Here is an 18,395-nt window from a genome sequence, read left to right as displayed (position 1 = left end):
GCCGGTGCTGGAGGGGTTTCGGCGGGTGGCCGAGTCGGTGACCTACCGGCAGGTGGAGGCGCCGCTGACGGCGGTCTCTACGGTGACGGGCGCGCCGGTGACCGGGGTCGGGGTTGCGGTGCCGGGCGCCGGGTCTTCCGGGGGTTCCCTGCCCGGTTCAGCGGCTTCCGGGACTTCCGTGAATTCTGTTCCTGGTTCCGAGGCCTCGGGGGTTTCTGCGGCTTCCGGTACGGGTTCGGTTGCGGGGTGGGGGTCGGCGGAGTACTGGGTGGATCATGTGCGGCGGTCGGTGCGGTTCGCCGATGCGGTGGCCGTGGCGCGGGCGGATCTGGGTGTGTCGCGGTGGGTGGAGGTGGGTCCGGACGCGGTGCTGACCGCGCTGGCCGTACAGACCCTGGGCGAGGACTCCGCAGGCGGCGCGGACTCCGGTGCCGGTGCGGGTGCCGTGCAGGCGGTGGGGCTGCAGCGGCGGGGCCGGGACGAGGTCGAGACGCTGCTGACCGGACTGGGCCAGGCCTACGCGCATGGCATGGCCGTGGACTGGAAGCGGTACTTCTCCGGGTCGGGCGCGCGCCGGGTGGAACTGCCCACCTACGCGTTCGACCGGCGCCGCTACTGGCTGGACGGCCCCGCCAAGGCGAGCGGAGACGTCGCCATGACCGGCCAGGCGGCGGCGGGTCATCCGCTGCTGAGCGCCGTGGTGGTCTCGCCCGAGGGCGACGGCGTGGTGCTGACCGGCAGGCTGGCGATCGCGACGCAGCCCTGGCTGGGCGACCACGCCGTCCAGGGCACGCTCCTGCTGCCCGGCACCGGTTACGTGGAACTGGCGCTCCGCGCCGGCGAGGAGGTCGGCTGCCACCTGGTCGAGGAGCTCACCATCGAGGCGCTGATGCCGCTCACGCCGACCGGCGGGACCTCCGTCCAGGTCGTCGTCGGCGGGGCGGACGCCGCGGGTACCCGCCCGATCGCGGTGTACTCCCGGGTCGAGGACGCTCCGCCCCACGTGATGTGGACCAGGCACGCGTCCGGGTTCCTCGCCGTCGGAGACCCGCCGGCGCCGGAACCGCTCGGCGGCGACGGCGTGTGGCCGCCCGCCGGGTCGGAGCCGGTGGACATCGGTGACGTCTACGACTACCTGACGAGCCAGGGCTACCACTACGGACCGATGTTCCGCGGCCTGCGCGCGGTCTGGCGGCGCGGGGAGGAGGTCTTCGCCGAGGTGGCCCTGCCGGACGAGGCGTGGGCCCAGGCCGCGGAGTTCCGCGTCCACCCGTCCCTGCTGGACGCGGCGCTCAGCGCGACGGACTTCCTCGGCGGGCGCATGCCCCAGGACATCGGGGCCTCCCAGCTCCCGTTCGCCTGGACCGGTGTCTCGCTGCACTCCGGGGGCGCGGCGCGGATGCGGGTGCGCATCAACGGGATCGGCCCGGACTCGGTGAAGCTCGAGCTCTTCGACGGCCTGGGCATGCCCGTGGCGACCGTGGACTCGCTCGTGGTCCGCCCGGTGACGCCGGACCGGATCGCCGCCGCCGCGGCGGCCTCCACCGGTACCCGGTACCGGGAGTCGCTCTACCGGATCGGCTGGAGCCACCTGCCGGTCGGCACCGCGGGAGAGGCCGCTCCGGGGAACTGGGCGGTGCTCGGTTCCGACGGACTCGGCCTCACCGGGGTCCCGGTCTTCGCCGATCTCGCGGCCCTGCTCGCGGCTCCGGAGACGCCGGAACTGGTGGTGCTCCCCTGCGCCCCGGGAACGGACGACGTGCCCGGCGCTGTGCGCTCGGCGCTGGACGGCGTGCTGGCGGCGGTGCGGGTCCTGCTGGACGACGAGCGTTTCGCCGCCACCCGGCTGATGGTGGTGACGCGGGGCGCGGTGTCCGTCGACGGCGAGGACGTCGACGTGCGGTCGGCCCCGGTGTGGGGTCTGGTACGGGCCGCCCAGGCGGAGAATCCCGGCCGGTTCCTGCTGGCCGACGTGGACGGCCCCGGGGTGCCGCCGTTCCTGGCCTCGCTGGGCGAGCCGGAGATGGCGCTGCGCGCCGGGGACGTGCGGGTGCCGAGGCTGGCGGGGGTGCCCGCCTCCGACGCGGCGGCCCCCGCGCCGTGGGACCCGTCCGGGACGGTGCTGGTCACCGGCGGCACCAGCGGCCTGGGCGCGCTGGTCGCCCGCCACCTGGTGTCGGTGCACGGCGTCCGGCACCTCCTCCTGACCAGCAGGAGCGGCCCGGACGGCGACGCTGCCGCGGCGCTCCGGTCGGAGCTGGAGGAACTGGGCGCCCGGGTGACGGTGGCCGCGTGCGACGTGGCCGACCGGGAGGCGCTGGCGGGAGTGCTGGCGGGCGTCCCCGCCGAGCACCCGCTGCGCGGGGTCGTGCACGCGGCGGGCGTCATGGACAACAACCTCGTCGGGTCCCTCACGGCCGAGCAGTTCGACCGGGTGCTGCGGCCGAAGGTGGCCGGCGCCTGGAACCTGCACGAGCTGACCGGGGACGCGGACCTGACCGCGTTCGTGATCTTCTCCTCCGTCTCGGGACTGGTGATGGGGGCGGGCCAGGCGAACTACGCCGCCGCCAACAGGTTCGGCGACGCGCTGGCCCGGCACCGCAGATCGGCGGGCCTCCCGGCGACGGCGCTGGCCTACGGCCTGTGGACCACCCCGACCGGCCTGGGCGGGAAGGGGGTCGACGCGGGCATGGAGGAGCAGCGCATGGCCGCGATGGGCCTGCCGCCGATCTCCTCGGCCGAGGGGCTGGTGCTGTTCGACGAGGCGATCGGCCTCGGCGAACCGGTGCTGGTCCCGATGCGGCTGGACACCGAGGCGATGGCCGCCGGAGGCGAGGTCCCCGCGATCTTCCGCGAGGTCGTCGGCACCCGGGCGCGTCGCCCCGCACGCACCCCGGTCGCCCAGCAGGGCGGGGCGCCCGCCGTACCCGCCGGGCCTGCGACGCTGGAGCAGCGGCTCGCGGGCCTGGGGGAGCGCGAACGCGAGCGCGTCCTGCTGGACCTGGTGCGGACCCACGTCGCCGCCGTGCGCCACGACGAGCCCTCGGCGATCGAACCGCACAAGGGCTTCACCGAGATGGGGCTGGACTCGCTGGCCGGGATCGAACTCAGGAACCGGCTGCAGTCCGCCACGGGTCTCCGCCTCCCGGCGACGTTGATGTTCGACTACCCCAACCCCGGTGTGCTGGCCGGGTTCCTGCTCGCCGAACTGCTGCCCGGCATCCCGGCGGCACCCGTACCGGCCTCCGGGGGAGGACGGGCCGAGGAGGCGGACGAGGGGGCGATCCGCAGGGCGATCGAGTCGATCCCGGTCACGCGGCTGCGCGAGGCGGGCCTGCTGGAGGCGCTGCTGAAGCTGGCGGGTCCCGAGCGGACGGAGCCCGGGCAGCCGGATCCGGAGCCGGCGGGTCCGGACGACCGGAGCGACGCGATCAAGAGCATGGCGGTCGACGATCTGGTGCGCGCGGCACTCGCCACCGGCGAATCCAACTGAGCGAGAGGGTGTTCCGTGAACACGTCCGTCGACGAGATAGTGGAGGCCCTCCGCAGGGCCATGCTGGAGAACGACCGCCTGCGCCGGCAGAACGCCGAGCTGACCGCCGGAGCCGCCGAACCGGTCGCGATCGTGGGGATGGCGTGCCGGTACCCGGGTGACGTCGCCTCGCCGGAGGACCTGTGGCGGCTGGTCGCCGACGGCGTCGACGCGGTCTCCGGCTTCCCCGGCGACCGCGGCTGGGACCTCGACGGGCTCTACGACCCCGAGCCGGGCAAGGCCGGGAGGAGCATCGCCAGGGAGGGCGGTTTCCTGCACGACGCGGCCGACTTCGACGCGGACTTCTTCGGGATCTCCCCGCGCGAGGCGCTGGGCACGGACCCGCAGCAGCGGCTGATGCTGGAGACGGCCTGGGAGGCGATCGAGCGGGCGGGCATCGACCCGGCGTCGCTGAAGGGCAGCCGGACCGGCGTGTACGCCGGGGTCATGTACCACGACTACGGTACGGGCACCAGCGACGGCAGCCTGGTCACCGGGCGCGTCGCCTACACGCTGGGCCTGGAGGGGCCCGCGGTCTCGGTGGACACGGCGTGCTCGTCGTCGCTGGTCACCCTGCACCTGGCCGTGCAGGCGCTGCGGTCGGGGGAGTGCTCGCTGGCGCTGGCCGGCGGCGTCACCGTGATGGCCACGCCGGACATGTTCGTGTACTTCAACACCCAGCGCGGGCTGGCCGCCAACGGCCGGTGCAAGTCCTTCTCCGCCGGAGCCGACGGCACCGGCTGCTCGGAGGGGGCCGGCATGCTCCTGCTGGAGCGGCTGTCGGACGCGCGCCGCAACGGCCACCCCGTCCTGGCCGTGATCAGGGGGTCGGCGATCAACCAGGACGGCGCGTCGAGCGGCCTGACGACGCCGAACGGCCCCTCGCAGCAGCGGGTCATCAGGCAGGCGCTGGCCGACGCCGGCCTGGACCCCGGCGACGTGGACGCCGTCGAGGCGCACGGCACCGGCACCCGGCTGGGCGACCCGATCGAGGCGCAGGCGCTGCTGGCGACCTACGGCCGGGACCGGCCCGAGGACCGGCCGCTCTGGCTGGGCTCGATCAAGTCGAACATGGGCCACACCCAGGCCGCCGCCGGTGCGGCCGGTGTGATCAAGATGGTCATGGCGATGCGGAACGGCGTGCTGCCCAGGACGCTGCACGCCGAGGAACGGACCCCGCAGGTCGACTGGTCTGCGGGCCGGGTGGAGCTGCTGACCGAGGCCCGCGAATGGGTGCAGAACGGTCACCCCCGCCGGGCGGGGGTGTCGTCTTTCGGGCTGAGCGGCACCAACGCCCACGTCATCATCGAGCAGGCGCCGCCCGCGGGGGAGGAACCGGCCGCCGGGCCGGTCCCGCCGGTGGTGCCGCTGGTGGTGTCGGCGCGGACGGCCGAGGCGCTGCGGGACCAGGCGGGCCGGCTGGCCGCCCGCATGCGGGAGGAGCCCGGGACGCCGGTGGCCGACATGGCGTTCTCGCTGGCGTCCGGCCGGGCGGCGCTGGAGCACCGGGCGGTGGTCCCGGCCGCCGACCGGCTGGAGGCGCTGGCCGGGCTGGAGGCGCTGGCCGGCGGCCGGGCCGGTGCGGGGACGGTGCGGGGCACCGCCCGCTCCCGGGGGGCGACGGCGTTCCTGTTCTCCGGCCAGGGGGCGCAGCGGGCCGGCATGGGGCGCGAGCTGTACGCCGCCCATCCCGTGTTCGCCGCGGCGTTCGACGCGGTCGCCGCGGAGCTGGACCGGCACCTGGACCGGGGGCTGGGCGAGGTGGTGCGGAGCGGTGCGGCCGGTTCGCTGGACCGGACGGAGTTCACCCAGCCGGCGCTGTTCGCGTTCGAGGTGGCGCTGTTCCGGCTGCTGGAGTCGTGGGGCGTGGTCCCCGACGTGCTGCTGGGGCACTCGGTCGGCGAGCTGGCGGCGGCGCACGTGGCCGGGGTGATGTCGCTGCCGGACGCGGCGCGGCTGGTGGCGGCGCGGGGCAGGCTGATGCAGGAGCTGCCGGCGGGCGGGGCGATGGTGGCGGTGCAGGCCTCCGAGGCGGAGGTGGCGCCGCTGCTGACCGGCGGAGCCGGCATCGCGGCGGTCAACGGCCCCGCCTCCGTGGTGGTCTCCGGCAGGGAGGAGGCGGTGCTGGCCGTCGCCGCCGCACTGGCGGAGCGGGGGCGCAGGACCTCCCGGCTGAGGGTGTCGCACGCGTTCCACTCGGAGCTGATGGACCCCATGCTGGAGCGGTTCCGCGAGGTGGCCGAGAGCGTGGCCTACTCCGGCCCGGTCATCCCCGTCGTGTCGAACCTGTCCGGCGACCTGTACGGCGAGCTGCGCGAGGCGGACTACTGGGTACGGCACGTGCGCGAGGCGGTGCGGTTCGCCGACGGGGTGCGCGCGCTGGAGCGGCGCGGGGTCACCACCTTCGTCGAGGTGGGCCCGGACGCCGTCCTGACCGGCCTGGCCGAGGGCTGCGTCGGCGGCGACGGCGAGTCCGTCTTCGTGCCCCTGCAGCGCCGCGACCAGGAGGAGGACCGGGCCCTGCTGTCGGGGGTGGCCCGCCTGTACACCGGCGGGACCCCGGTCGCCTGGCGGGAGTTCTTCGCCGGCTCCGGCGCGCGCCGCGTGGACCTGCCGACCTACGCCTTCCAGCGGCAGCGCTACTGGGAGGACGTGCGGCCCGCCGCGGGCGACGTGGCCACGGCCGGTCTGACCTCCCCCGACCACCCGATGCTGGGCGCCTCGGCGGCCCTGGCCGACTCCGGCGGGATCGTGCTGACCGGCCGGCTGTCGACGGCGGACCAGCGGTGGATCGCCGACCACGACGTGCTCGGCAGCCTCCTGCTCCCCGGCACCGGTTTCCTGGAGCTGGCGATGAGGGCCGGTGCCGAGGCGGACTGCGACGTGGTCGAGGAGCTGACGCTCCAGGCGCCGTTGATCCTCCCCGAGCAGGGCGCGGTCCGGGTGCAGGTCCTGGTCGGCGGGCCGGACGAGGCGGGCCGGCGGTCCCTGGCGGTCTACTCCCGGGCCGAGGGGGAGCCGGACGCGCCGTGGGTCCAGCACGCCGACGGCCTCCTCGGCCGGCGCGACGCGGTGCAGGCCCCGTTCGACCTGCGCGCCTGGCCGCCCGAGGGCGCCACCCGGCTGGACGTGGACGACGCGTACGGCCTGCTGCTCTCCCAGGGCTACGGCTACGGCCCGATGTTCCAGGGCCTCAGAGCGGCCTGGAAGGGCGGCCCGGGCGGCACGGACGTGTTCGCCGAGGTCGCCCTGCCCGAGCACGGCAGGCAGGAGGCGAGCCGGTTCGGAGTCCACCCGGCGCTGCTCGACAGCGCGATGCACGCGCTGAGCGTCGCCGACGACGAGCCCGAGGAGCAGACCCTCCTGCCGTTCTCCTGGTCGGGCGCGTCGCTGCACGCGGCCGGGGCCGACGCGCTGCGGGTCCGGCTGTCCTGGCGCGACCCGAACACCGTGGCGATGCAGCTGGCCGACGCGTCCGGCGCGGCGGTGGCGTCGGTGGAGGCGCTGACCTTCCGGCCGGTCTCCGCCGAGCAGCTCGGAGCCGGGCGCGCCGCGCGCCGCGACGCGCTGTTCCAGGTGGAGTGGGTCCGGATGCCCGCCACGGCCGGCTCGGTGCCGTGGACCCGGTGGGAGGACCTCCCCGGGACGGGGGAGGTCCCGGACAACGTGGTACTGGAGTGCGCCGTACCCGCGGGGGACGACGTCCCGCAGGGGGTGCGGTCGGCCGTCGCCGAGGCGCTGGAGGCGATCAGGGGCCGGCTGGCCGACGAGCGGTTCGCGGACTCCCGCCTGGTGGTGGTGACCCGCGGCGCGGTGGCGCTGCCCGGGGAGGACGTGGACCTGCGGACGGCCCCGGTGTGGGGTCTGGTGCGGGCGGCGCAGGCGGAGAACCCGGGCCGGTTCGTGCTGGTCGACACCGACGGCTCCGAGGAGTCCCGGGGCGCGCTGGCCGCGGTCCTGGCCTCCGGGGAGACCGAGGCGGCCGTGCGGGCCGGCCGCGTCTCCGTGCCGAGGCTGGTCCGGGCGGCCGTCTCCCCGGCGGACGCCCCCGGCTGGGACGCGGACGGCACGGTGCTGGTCACCGGTGGCACGGGCGGCCTGGGCGCGCTGGTGGCGCGGCACCTGGTGGCCGAGCACGGGGTGCGGCACCTGCTGCTGGCCAGCCGGCGGGGCCCGGACGCGCCCGGCGCGGCCGGGCTGCGCGAGGAGCTGGAGGCGCTGGGCGCGCGGGTGACGACGGCGGCCTGCGACGTCGGCGACCGCGGCGCGCTCGCCCGGCTTCTGGCGGACGTGCCCACCGCCCACCCGCTGCGCGGCGTGGTCCACGTGGCTGGAGCGGTCGACAACGCGCTGGTCGGGGAGTGGACGCCGGAGCGGGTCGACGCGATGCTGGCGCCCAAGGCGGACGCGGCCTGGCACCTGCACGAGCTGACGGCGGACATGGACCTGCCGGCGTTCGTGCTGTTCTCCTCGGCGGGCGGGATGGTGCTGGCCGCGGGCCAGGCCGGCTACTCGGCGGCGAACGTGTTCCTGGACGCGCTGGCCGTACACCGGCGGGCGCGCGGGCTGCCGGCGCTGTCGATGGCGTTCGGCGCCTGGGACGTCAAGACCGGGATGAGCCGCGAGCTGAGCGACGCCGACCTGCACCGGATGCGGCGGCAGGGCCTGCCGGCCTTCACCGAGGAGGAGGCCCTGGCCGCTTTCGACGCGGCGCTGGGCGCCGCCGAGGCGGTCGTGGCGCCGCTGCGGGTGGACCCGGCGGCGCTGCGCACCCGGACCGGCGAGGTCCCGGCGCTCCTGCGCGGCCTGGTGCGCGTCCCCGCCCGGCAGGCGGCGGGCTCCGGCGCCTCCGACGGCGGGGACCTGATGCGCGCGCTGGCCGGGATGAAGCCGGCCGACCGCGACCGGGCCCTGGTGGAGATGGTGCGCGCCCACACGGCCGAGATCCTCGGCCACGAACGGCCGGAGTCGGTCGACGTCGACCGCGGTTTCCTGGACATGGGCTTCGACTCGCTCAGCGCGCTGGAACTGCGCAACCGGATGGTCGCCGTCACCGGCCGGCGGATCATCCCGATGCTGGTCTTCGACCACCCCTCGGTGACCGCCGTCGCCGCCCACCTGCGCGACGAGTTCTTCGACAAGGGGGCCCCCTCCGTCGACGACGACATCGCCGGGGCGACCGCGGCCGAGCTCTTCGCGATCCTCGACAACGAACTCGAGACCTCCGAGTGACTGGGACGCCGATGAACGACACGATCAGAGAAGACCTCCTCTCCCCGTACCCGCGGGCCGACACGGTCCACGAGTTCATGCTGGCCGCCGCCCGCACGGCGCCGGACAGCCCGGCGGTGGTCGAGCTCTCGGCCGAGGGCGGTCTGCGGACCGTCTCCTACCGGCGGCTCGAACGGCGGGCGCACGACTACGCGGTCGTCCTGGACGGGCTGGGGCTCCGCGCCGGCGACCGGGTCGTCCTGGAGTCGCACACCTCGGCCTCGGCCATCGCGGCGTTCCTGGCCTGCTCCTCGCTGGGGCTGACGTTCGTCCCGGTGAGCCCGGAGACGCCCGACGAGCGGCTCCGGTGGATCGTGGACGCCGCCGCCCCCGCGCTCCACCTCCAGGCCGACGGCGGAACCCGCGAAGGACTGCCGGAGCAGGTGGGCACCGGGCGGTTCGGCCCGGCGGGGCTCGAGGTGGACCGCCCGCCCGCGGCGTCCCCGGGCGGTCGGCGCCGCGAGGCCCTCGGGATCGACCCGGCGTACATCATCTTCACCTCCGGCACGACCGGTCGCCCCAAGGGCGTGGTGATGAGCCACCGCGGAGTCCTGGCGTTCTACCGGGGGATGCTCTCGCACGGCATCGTCACCGCCGCCGACCGGGTGGCGACCACCTCGCCCCTGCAGTTCGACTTCGCGCTGCTGGACATCGGCCTGGCGCTGGGCAGCGGGGCGGCGGTGGTGCCGGTCCCGCGGACCCTGCTGCGCTGGCCCCGGCGCTTCCTCGGTTTCCTGCGGGACGCGGAGGCGACCCAGGTCAACGGGGTGCCGTCGATCTGGCGCCCGGTCCTGCGGCACGAACCCGAGCTGCTCGCCGGGCTGGACCGGGTGCGCGGCATCCTGTTCTCCGGCGAGGAGTTCCCGCTCGCGGAGCTGCGCCGGCTCCAGGAACTGCTGCCGGGGACCCGCGTCGTCAACTGCTACGGCCCCACCGAGGTGATGGCGGCCTCGCTCACGGACGTCCCCAGCCCGGTCCCCGACGACCTGGAGCGGCTCTCCATCGGCTTCCCCTACCCGGGTTCGGAGATGACTCTCGTCGACGAGGCCGGGCGGGTGGTCGACGAGCCGGGCGCCGCCGGAGTGATCCACCTGCGCACCCCCTCCCTGTTCACCGGCTACTGGGACGACCCGGAGACCACCGCGTCCGTGCTGGTCCCCGACCCGCTCAACCCCCGGTCCGGGCAGCTCGTGTTCCGTACCGGCGACCGCGCCTACCGGGGGGAGCACGGGGAGCTGTACTACTGCGGCCGCGTCGACTCGCAGGTGCAGATCCGCGGCAACCGGGTCGAACTGGGCGAGGTGGAGCACCGGCTCAGGGAGTTCCCCGGGGTCGGCGCCGCGGCCGCCCTGGTGCTGGACCGGGACGGCGCCGACCCCCTGCTGAGCGCGTTCGTCGTCGCGTCCCCCGGGGCGGGCCCCCTGGACCGGGCGGGGCTGCGCTCCTTCTGCAAGCGGGCCCTGCCCGACTACATGGTTCCCCAGGAACTCCACGTGCTCGACGAACTCCCCGTCACCCACAACGGGAAACTCGACCGGGCCGCGCTGGCGGCGCGGTCCGGCGTCACCTGATCCTTGAGACCGAAGGACTACGCGCATGACCCTGCTGGCTGCGAGCGTCACCGACACCGCGCGATTCCGGGCCTACGGGCCGCGTCAGATAAACGAGATCGCCACCCGGTACGGCCTCCCCGAGGACGTCCGGGAGACGGTGCGGCTCTTCTCACTGGTACTGCCCTTCCGGGTGAACGAGTACGTGCTCTCGCAGCTCGTCGACTGGCGCCGGGCTCCCGAGGACCCGATCTTCCAGCTGGTCTTCCCGCAGCGGGGGATGCTGACGGCGGACGACGAGCTGCTGCTGGCGCGGCTGTCCGGCGAGGGCGGCTCCAGGGCGGAGCTCGACGCCGCCGTCCGGCGGATCCGGGCCCGGCTCAACCCGCACCCGGCCGGGCAGATGCAGCTGAACGTCCCCCGGCACGACGGCGCCGAGCTGCCGGGGCTGCAGCACAAGTACCGCGAGACCGTGCTCTACTTCCCGGGCCAGGGCCAGACCTGCCACTCCTACTGCACCTACTGCTTCCGCTGGGCGCAGTTCGTCGGGGAGGCCGACCTCCGGTTCGCCGCGCCCGGCCCCGAGGGACTCGTCTCCTACCTGGGGGAGCACCCCGAGGTGTCCGACGTGCTGGTCACCGGGGGCGACCCCATGGTGATGTCCACCGCGCGGCTGCGGAGCCACCTGGAACCGCTGCTGGGGGTGCCGACGGTGCGGACCATCCGCATCGGCACCAAGTCGGTCGCCTACTGGCCGCAGCGCTTCGTCACCGACAAGGACGCCGACGACGCGCTGCGGCTGTTCGAGGAGGTGGTGGCCTCCGGGCGCAACCTCGCCGTGATGGCGCACTTCAGCCATCCGCGGGAGCTGGGCACCGACCTCGCGCGGCAGGCGCTCCGGCGCATCAGGTCCACCGGCGCGCTGGTCTACTGCCAGGCACCGATCATCGCGCACGTCAACGACGACGCCGAGACGTGGGCGGAGCTGTGGCGCACGGAGCTGGCGGCCGGCGCGGTGCCCTACTACATGTTCGTGGAGCGGGACACGGGCCCGCACGACTACTTCAAGGTTCCCCTGGCCAGGTCGGTGGAGGTGTTCAGGGCGGCCTACCGGGAACTGCCCGGCCTCGCCCGCACCGTGCGCGGCCCGGTGATGTCGGCCACCCCGGGCAAGGTCGCGGTGGACGGCGTCGAGCAGACCCCGGAGGGGCGCTTCTTCCGGCTCCGCATGCTGCAGGCGCGCAACCCCGCACTGGTCGGCCGGCCCTTCCGGGCCCACTACTCGGCCGACGCCTCGTGGCTCGACGAGCTCAAGCTCGACACGTCGACCCCCGCCGACCTGGCGGAGGCCGTACGCGGAACCCCGAAAGGATCTGGCAATGGTCAGTCGAAGAGTCTCGCCTAACCTTGCGCTCAACCAGCTGGTGGCGGAGCGCAGGGCCGTCGGCGAGTCCATCGTGCACCTCGGGTTCGGTGAGGCCCGGCTGCCCGTCTTCCCTCCCCTGATGGCCGAGCTGGTGACCGGTGCGGCGCGGAACGGCTACGGCCCCGTCGCGGGCGGCGCGGCGGCGCGGGAGGCCGCGGCGGGCTACTTCACGCGGCGGCGGATGCCGACGGAGCCGGACCAGGTGGTGGTGGCTCCGGGCAGCAAGCCCCTGCTGATGGCGTTGAACATGGTCGTGCCCGGCGACGTGCTGCTGCCCCGCCCGTGTTGGAACACCTACGCGCCCCAGGCGCACCTGGCGGGCAAGACGGCCATCAGCGTGCCGATCCCCGAGGACTGGGGCGGGGTGCCGGAGCCCGGGGCGCTGCGGGAGTCCATCCGCGCCGCGCGGGTGCTCGGCCACGACCCCCGCATCATGGTGCTCACCATGCCGGACAACCCGACGGGCACCGTGGCGCCGCCGGAGCTGGTGCGGGAGCTCTGCTCGATCGCCGAGGAGGAGGACCTGCTCATCGTCAGCGACGAGATCTACCGCGATCTCGTGCACGATCCGGACCTGCCGTTCCTCGGCCCGGCCGAGGTGGCGCCGCGCCGTACGGTGGTCACCACGGGACTGAGCAAGAGCCTGGCGATCGGCGGCTGGCGGATCGGCGTGATCCGCTTCCCGGAGGGGCCGGCGGGGGAGCGGATCCGCGACGGCGTCCTGTCGGTCGCCAGCGAGGTGTGGTCCACGCTGGCCAACCCCATGCAGGAGGTCGCGGCCTACGCGCTGGCCGAGCCCCAGGCCCTGCTCCGGCACCGGGCGGCCTGCGCCCGGCTGCACGGGATCGTGGCCCGGGAGGTGCACCGCATCGTGGCCGGCGTGGGCGCCTCGTGCCGCCCGCCCACCGGCGGCTTCTACATCTACCCGGACTTCGAGCCGCTCCGGGAGACGCTGGGCCGCCACGCCGTCACCGACTCCGCCTCGTTCGAACGCCACCTGCTCGACGCGTTCGGCGTGGCGGTGCTCGGCGGCCACCACCTCGGCGACGACGGGCGGGCGCTGCGGATCAAGATGGCCACCGCCGTCCTGTACGGCGACACGGAGGAGCAGCAGTGGGAGGCCCTGCACGCGGCCGACCCGCTGCGGGTCCCGCACGTCGCGGAGGTCCTCGGCCGGATCGACGAGAGCTTCACCAAGCTGTGCGGTTGAGCGCGCCGGGCACCGGGTCCCGCCCGGTGCCCGCACGCCGTGCCCGCAGCCCGGTCGTGAGAACGGCTCACCGCACGAGGACGGCTCACCGCACGAGGACGCCCCGGCGCACGGGAACGGCTCCGCACGTGAGAACGGCTCCGCATGCGAGAAGGGACCCGCCATGGTGCGGCGGGTCCCTTCTCGCATGCGGAGCCGTACCGCTCCTGCCGCAGGGCCGGGCTACCAGGTGACCGGGAGCTCGCCGTTCACGCCGTGCACGAGGGTGTGGCTCTTGAAGGAGACCTCCTCCCGGGGCACGGCCAGCCGCAGCTCCGGGATGCGGGCGAAGAGGGTGGTGAACACGACCTCCAGCTCCACCCGCACGATGTTCGCACCGGGGCACTGGTGGATGCCGTGGCCGAAGGCGGAGTGGCCGAAGGTGTCCCGGTGGATGTCGAACCTGTCGGGGTCGGGGAAGACGTTCTCGTCCCGGTTGGCCGAGGAGGTGAGCGCGATGACGCCCTCGCCCGCACGGATCAGCGTCCCGCCGATCTCGACGTCCTGGAGTACGGCGCGGGCCGGGCTGGAGTCCGCGATGCTGAGGTAGCGGAGCAGCTCCTCCACGGCGTTGGGGGCCAGCCCCGGGTCGCCGCGCAGCTCGGCGAGCTGCTCCGGGTGCTCCAGCAGGACCAGCACCCCCAGAGCGATCATGTTCGAGGTGGTGTCGAAGCCGCCGAACAGCAGGTTCTTGGCGAGGTTGAGGATGTCGCGGCGCTCGATCGTGGGCGTCTCGCGGTTCTTGACGATGATCCTGCTGATCACGTCGTCACCCGGGGAGGCCTCCTTCTCCGAGACCAGCTTGTCGAGGTAGGCCTCCATCTCGATCTGGGCGCTGATCATCTCCTCCTGCTCGACGTCGCTCCTGACGAGCGTCTCGGCGACCCGGCGGAAGAAGTCGCTGTCGGCGGCCGGCACGCCCAGCAGCTCGCAGAAGATCAGCGCGGGCACCGGGAACGCCAGCGCCTGGATCAGGTCCACGGGACCGTCCTGCGCCAGCATGGCGTCGATGTGCTCGTCCACGATCTCCTGGATGCGGGGGCGGAGCGCCTGCGCCCGCCGGGCCGTCAGCTCCGGGATGAGGACGCGCCGCCGCGCGCTGTGCTCGGGCGGGTCCATGGCGACCAGGGGGAGCTCCAGCTGCTGGAGCATCTCGTCCGGCACCGGGACCTGGAGGGGGTAGGCGGGCAGCTTCCAGTTCGAGCTCATCGTCGAGTCGCTGAGCACCTGCCGCACGTCCTCGTGCCGGGAGACCGCCCAGACCTCCTTGCCGGACCAGCGCAGCCTCACCTTGGCGGGGGTGCCGGCGGCGCGCATCCCGGCGTACTCGGGCGGCGGGCTGAACGGGCACGTTCCCCTGTCCATCGGAAAGGGGCTGGGCTCGGAACCGTTGTCCGAAGGACCGGTGGAATCGGTCATCTGGAGATCGCCTTTCGATCCGGGGTGTCGACCGGGAATCGCGTCGAATCTGCTAAGAAGAAGTCGAATCTGCTAAGAAGAATATGCGCGCATATAGTCATGTCAGCCCCTAGGGACCCCTTATCCGACGGCCGTACGATATTCCGGATAGGGGCGGGTAGGGGTTATGGGCGTGCCGCGCCGAATGGAGACTTGGGGAGACGGCCAAACCCTGTTCGCGTAGCGGGGAGCAGACGAATGAAGACCGATCTCCAGCTGGACCCTGCGATCATGTTTCCCGGAATGGGTCCCTCCGACTTCGCCGGTCTGGCGAAGTTCATGTTGATAAACCCCGTCGCGCGCGGGCTGATGGCCGGCGCCGACGACGTCCTGGGCTACTCCCTCTTCGACCGCTACCGCGACTCGGTGGGCGACTACACCGAGCACGCCCAGGTCGCGTTCATGGTGAACTGCCTGGCCCTGGCCCGGTGGGCCGAGCAGGAGCTCGGCATCCGGCCCGAGGTCTGCGTCGGCCCCAGCTTCGGCGGGAAGGTGGCCGCCGTCTACTCCGGCGCGCTGACCTTCGAGGAGGGCGTGCTGATGGTCCTGCGGTGCGCGCGCGCCCTGGAGGAGCACACCGCCCGAGACCACCGCGACCTGGTGACCCAGTCCTTCGCACGCACCCCGCAGGAGCGGCTCGACGGGATCCTCCGGGAGCTGGACGAGCGCGGGGAGTGGTACGACCTGTCCTGCCACGTCGACGACGACTTCCACATGCTCACCCTGGAGCGGGGGCGGCTCGACTGGCTGACCGGGCGGCTGCGCGCCGCCGGGGGCATGCCCCTGTACACCATGCACCCGCCCATGCACACCAGGGCCCTGGCCCCGCTGCGGGACGAGGTCGAGCGCGAGGTCTTCGGCGGGCTCCGGTTCGCCGACCCGCGGATCCCGGTCGTCGCCGACCAGGACGGCCGGCTGCTCGACACGGGCGAGGGCGTGCGGGAGATGCTGCTGGACGGGTTCGTGGAACCCGTGCGGTGGCCGCGCGCCGTGGCGGGGCTCAGACGGCTGAACGTGCGGAGACTCTACGTGTCCGGTCCGGACGCGCTCTTCGGGCGCGTCCGGTGCACCACCTCCAGCTTCGAGGTCGTGCCGGTCACCCCGCGGGTCGCCCTGAGACCGCGGAGCCTGAGGGCGGCGGGCTGAATGGGCGGCCGGACCGGACGGAGAACGCCGCCCGGGGTCCGCGGACTCCGGGCGGCGTTTCCGCGCGTTCGCTCAGGCCGGTGTGCCGATCAGCCGGGAGAGGGCGCCCCAGAGCGTTCCCGGCGTGGCGAAGGTCTCCATTTCCAGCGCCTCGTCCACGAATCTGACCTGGTATTCGCCCTCCAGCTGGGAGAGCAGGTCGACCATCCCCACGGAGTCCAGGCCGAGATCGCGGAGGTCGCTTTCCCAGGTCATCTCCTCATCCGCGGAGATGAACGGCAGATGTCTGCGCAGAATTTCCTCGAACTGCTTCTCCAACATGATGGCTCCGAATCTTCCAGGGGCTGTGCGCCGGACTTCTTCGCTGTGAAGGTAGAACCGGCTCCGCATGAACGGCAACCCTTGTTAACCCTTGTCCTCCCGGAGGAAGAATGACGGAGACAATCGGATGCGGATTACATGAGCGCTTTCTCCGGGGGCTGTCCGGCTCGCCCGGGCGGGTGGCGGTCCGCGCCGGCGCGGAGACCGTCTCCTACGAGGAGGCCCACCGGCTGGCCCTGCGGTGGGCGGGCGCGCTCCTGGCCGCCCCCGTGGAACCCCCGCGGGCCGTCGGCGTCCTGGCGGGCAAGGGGATCGAGTCGTACGTCGGCATCCTCGCGGCCCTCTACACCGGTGCCACCGTGGTGCCGCTGAACCCGGACTTCCCCGCGGTCCGCACCGAGCGCATGCTCCGGGCGGCCGGGGCGTCGGTGGTGCTGGCCGACGGGCGCGGGCTCGCGGCCCTGGCGGAGACCTCCCTGGACCTCCCCGTCGTCGCGCCCGGCGGCGACGCGGGGACGCGGCTCCGCACGGTCCCGGTCTCCGGCGGCGACGCCCTCGACGCACCGGCGCGGGTCCGCGCCGACGACGTCGCCTACGTCCTGTTCACCTCCGGCTCGACCGGGCGTCCCAAGGGCGTGCCGATCACCCACGGCAGCACGCACCACTACTTCGGGCTCCTCGACGAGCGGTACGACTTCCGTCCGGACGACGTCTTCTCGCAGACCTTCGACCTGAACTTCGACTGCGCGATGTTCGACATGTTCTGCGCCTGGGGCGCCGGAGCGAGCGTGCACCCCGTCCCCGCGCAGGCCTACCGGGACCTGCCGGCTTTCTTCGCCGAGCGGGGGATGACCGTGTGGTTCTCCACCCCGGCCGGCATCTCCGTCGCCCGCAAGACGGGCGGCCTGGCCCCGGGCGCCTTCCCGACGCTCCGGTGGAGTTTTTTCGCGGGTGAGGCGCTGCGGTGCGCCGACGCCGCGGACTGGCAGGCGGCGGCACCCGGCTCGGCGGTGGAGAACCTCTACGGGCCGACGGAGCTCACCGTCACCGTCACCGGGCACCGCTGGTCGCCGGAGACCTCCGCGGACCTGGGCGTCAACGGCCTCGTGCCGATCGGCGCGCTGCACGAGGGGCACGACCACCTCCTGCTCGCCGAGGGCGGCGGGTTCGCCGAGGACGAGGGCGAGCTGTGCGTCACCGGTCCGCAGATGACGGCGGGTTACCTCGACCCCGAGGACGACGACGGCCGGTTCCTCAAGCACGACGGGCGCGCGTGGTACCGCACGGGGGACCGGGTCCGGCGCCTGGCGGACGGGGAACTGCTCTATCTGGGGCGCCTGGACTCCCAGGTGCAGATCCAGGGCTGGCGGGTCGAGCTCGCCGAGGTCGAACACGAGATCCGGTCGTGCGACGGCGTCGAGGACGCCGTCGCCGTGACCCGGCCCGGCCCCAACGGCACCGAGCTCGTCGTCTTCTACACCGGGGTGCCCGCCCCGCCCGTCGAGCTCGCCCGCAGGCTCCGGCGGAGCCTGCCGAAGGGCATGCTGCCGAGGGAGTACCGCCACGTCGGGGAGTTCCCGCTGAACTCCAACCGGAAGGTGGACCGGGGGCGGCTGGCGGCCGAGGCGGCGGGCCGGACGCCGGCGGTGGGCGGGTGACCCGTGACGGCCGGGCGGTCGCGGGCCCGGCCCCGCCCGCCGCAGGCCCGACCCCGTCCGTCAAAGGCCCGGTCTCACTCCGGCGCGGGGCCCTCGCCGGCCGCGGCGCCCCGCTGCCAGGCCAGCAGGGTCCGGAAGGCCTCGGCCAGTTCGGGTCCGGTGGGGGCCCGCTCCGGGTCGACCAGCCACTGCACCATGACACCCGTCGCCAGCGCCTGGAGGAACGAGCCGACCGCCGGCGACGACTCCGCGCCGGTCTCCGGGGACATGCGGCGGAACATCGCCGCCATGCCCTCGCGGCCCTCCTGGATGGCGTCGGCGTAGGCCTGGCGGATCTCCGGGACGCGGTCGACCTGGCCGAAGATCTCCAGGCTGGCCGCCCAGAGCTCGTGGTGGTCGGAGAACTCCTGGATGATCCGCGTCCAGACGGCCTGGAAGCGGCTGACCGGGTCGGCGCCGGGGTCGGCGTCCGCCTCGGCGGCGACGGCCCGCCCGAGCTCGTCGCCCGACTCCACCACGGCCTCGATGAGCGCCTTGTTGAGCAGGGCCTCCTTCGATCCGTAGTGGTAGCCGATGGAGGCCAGGTTCGTGCCGGACGCGGCCACGATGTCCCGTGCCGTCGTGCGGGCGTATCCCTTTTCGACCAGGCAGCGCTTGGCGCCGGTGAGCAGGTCGTCGCGGTGTCCCATGGCGGTGATCCTACCTTGTCTAAGACAAGCGTCTTAGACAAGAAACCATATATACGTAAGTCATATACAGGCGTCTATTACAAACGTATGGTGAG

At 73.8% G+C, this 18,395-nt stretch carries 10 protein-coding genes; 7 read left to right on the top strand and 3 right to left on the bottom strand.

The window, feature by feature from the left end:
• The first annotated feature begins 268 nt into the window (after nucleotides 1-268).
• From IEZ07_RS32885 to IEZ07_RS32865, 5 genes are read left to right on the top strand one after another with little or no spacing between them, the layout of a single operon-like run.
• Nucleotides 269-3,493 carry a type I polyketide synthase gene (locus IEZ07_RS32885; protein ID WP_301549370.1) on the top strand — a complete coding sequence of 1,075 codons (3,225 nt, stop codon included), beginning with the start codon at nucleotides 269-271 and terminating at the stop codon, nucleotides 3,491-3,493.
• Nucleotides 3,494-3,508: 15 nt separating this feature from the next.
• Nucleotides 3,509-8,764, top strand: a complete 5,256-nt coding sequence (locus tag IEZ07_RS32880; protein ID WP_191898361.1) for a type I polyketide synthase — start codon at nucleotides 3,509-3,511, stop codon at nucleotides 8,762-8,764.
• Nucleotides 8,765-8,775: 11 nt separating this feature from the next.
• Nucleotides 8,776-10,374: a D-alanine--poly(phosphoribitol) ligase gene (locus IEZ07_RS32875; RefSeq protein ID WP_191898360.1), complete on the top strand. Its 1,599-nt coding sequence runs from the start codon at nucleotides 8,776-8,778 to the stop codon at nucleotides 10,372-10,374.
• Nucleotides 10,375-10,399: 25 nt separating this feature from the next.
• Nucleotides 10,400-11,758 (top strand): KamA family radical SAM protein, encoded by a 1,359-nt coding sequence (locus IEZ07_RS32870; protein ID WP_191898359.1) that lies wholly within the window; start codon nucleotides 10,400-10,402, stop codon nucleotides 11,756-11,758.
• Nucleotides 11,733-12,989 carry a pyridoxal phosphate-dependent aminotransferase gene (locus IEZ07_RS32865; protein ID WP_191898358.1) on the top strand — a complete coding sequence of 419 codons (1,257 nt, stop codon included), beginning with the start codon at nucleotides 11,733-11,735 and terminating at the stop codon, nucleotides 12,987-12,989. The genes IEZ07_RS32870 and IEZ07_RS32865 overlap by 26 nt, the downstream gene beginning before the upstream one ends.
• Before the next feature lie 222 nt (nucleotides 12,990-13,211).
• Here the strand turns inward: IEZ07_RS32865 and IEZ07_RS32860 are convergent, their stop codons facing one another.
• Complete coding sequence (locus IEZ07_RS32860; RefSeq protein WP_230881931.1) at nucleotides 13,212-14,393, bottom strand: cytochrome P450; 1,182 nt, start codon at nucleotides 14,391-14,393, stop codon at nucleotides 13,212-13,214.
• Nucleotides 14,394-14,684: 291 nt separating this feature from the next.
• Here IEZ07_RS32860 and IEZ07_RS32855 point away from each other — a divergent pair, with 291 nt between their 5' ends.
• Entirely contained in the window at nucleotides 14,685-15,632 is a 948-nt protein-coding gene (locus IEZ07_RS32855) for an ACP S-malonyltransferase (protein ID WP_068904244.1), read from the top strand.
• Nucleotides 15,633-15,704: 72 nt separating this feature from the next.
• On the opposite strand, the gene IEZ07_RS32850 is transcribed toward IEZ07_RS32855, so the two are convergent.
• Nucleotides 15,705-15,953, bottom strand: a complete 249-nt coding sequence (locus IEZ07_RS32850) for an acyl carrier protein (RefSeq protein WP_191898357.1) — start codon at nucleotides 15,951-15,953, stop codon at nucleotides 15,705-15,707.
• Nucleotides 15,954-16,063: 110 nt separating this feature from the next.
• Between IEZ07_RS32850 and IEZ07_RS32845 the strand changes: the two genes are divergently transcribed.
• Nucleotides 16,064-17,611 carry an AMP-binding protein gene (locus IEZ07_RS32845; RefSeq protein ID WP_191898356.1) on the top strand — a complete coding sequence of 516 codons (1,548 nt, stop codon included), beginning with the start codon at nucleotides 16,064-16,066 and terminating at the stop codon, nucleotides 17,609-17,611.
• 74 nt (nucleotides 17,612-17,685) lie between these two features.
• Here the strand turns inward: IEZ07_RS32845 and IEZ07_RS32840 are convergent, their stop codons facing one another.
• Complete coding sequence (locus IEZ07_RS32840; RefSeq protein WP_191898355.1) at nucleotides 17,686-18,300, bottom strand: TetR/AcrR family transcriptional regulator; 615 nt, start codon at nucleotides 18,298-18,300, stop codon at nucleotides 17,686-17,688.
• Nucleotides 18,301-18,395 lie beyond the last annotated feature (95 nt).

This window comes from Planomonospora parontospora, assembly GCA_014647935.1.
GTDB lineage: Bacteria > Actinomycetota > Actinomycetes > Streptosporangiales > Streptosporangiaceae > Planomonospora > Planomonospora parontospora.
Note: the sequence above shows the minus strand (reverse complement) of the source record. Positions and strands in the feature narration are given on the sequence as shown.